Source organism: Candidatus Hakubella thermalkaliphila (genome assembly GCF_013281975.1).
GTDB classification, from domain to species: Bacteria; Actinomycetota; Humimicrobiia; order Hakubellales; family Hakubellaceae; genus Hakubella; species Hakubella thermalkaliphila.
In genome coordinates, this window is sequence record NZ_BLRZ01000350.1 from 1 (window position 1) to 868 (window position 868).

The window sequence follows — 868 nt, forward strand, 5'->3', positions numbered from 1 at the left end:
AGCAGAAAGTCCTTTTTCTTTTTGGTCAGCTCTATACGATTGTCTAAATCCTCATATCCTGTTTTAGTGGAGAAGATTTCCTCGAATAGATGAGAGAGGCGTATCTTTTCTTCTTCCCCTGGATTCTTTTTATATTCGGTAAGCTGGTAATAATACTCCCAGATTCGAGCTCTAAAGTCATCGAGAAGTCTCTGATGATGGGCAAGTAAAGGGGTTAGCTTTACGTAGTGTCTTTCTTCATGGATCCAACAGAGGGCCCGCAGAGGGGTAATGTAATAGAACTGCCTGGCATCATCACAGACAAGCCTCTGGATGATGGGACTGGCCTGGTTTTCCTGGTAGGAGGCTATAGCCGCTGCCTCCAGTATCATGGTCTTATGGCGGTCCTTCAGCTCAGGTATCAGGAGATTCAACTCCTTCTCAAATCTCTCCCTTACCATCGCCCCCATCTTAAGAAGGGGCTTTAGAGAGGAGAGAACTGAGGCCTTCAGTTTTTTCCCCTCAAGAAAGCCAAGGGCATAGGGGTTAATCAGGTAGGAGAGCTCTTCTTCCTGGCTTAAGATGCCGATGACTGCCAGGCGGTCCTTCTTGGGATTGATGAAAAAGGCCGAGAAATAATCATTACAAAGGACAGTAAAATGCTGGTTGGTTCCCTTTACCCGGGCCCCGGTATCATCGATATGCTGGTAGGATGAACTCTGTATTCCTGCCCTTATAATCTCTCTCTTCTCCTGATGAAACCCCTCATGATTCTTGGTAATGATATTGGAAATTTCTCCTACAGAGATACGAATCCCTATATCAGTGAGCATTTGGTGGATCCTGTTTTCGGTCATTCTACTGTGGAAATACCAGAAGAGCACCCAGG

1 pseudogene is annotated in these 868 nt (G+C 45.9%); it reads right to left on the reverse strand.

What is annotated here, in order from left to right:
- A pseudogene (locus tag HW443_RS12070) lies at positions 1-812 on the reverse strand (hypothetical protein); the annotation flags it as partial.
- Positions 813-868 lie beyond the last annotated feature (56 nt).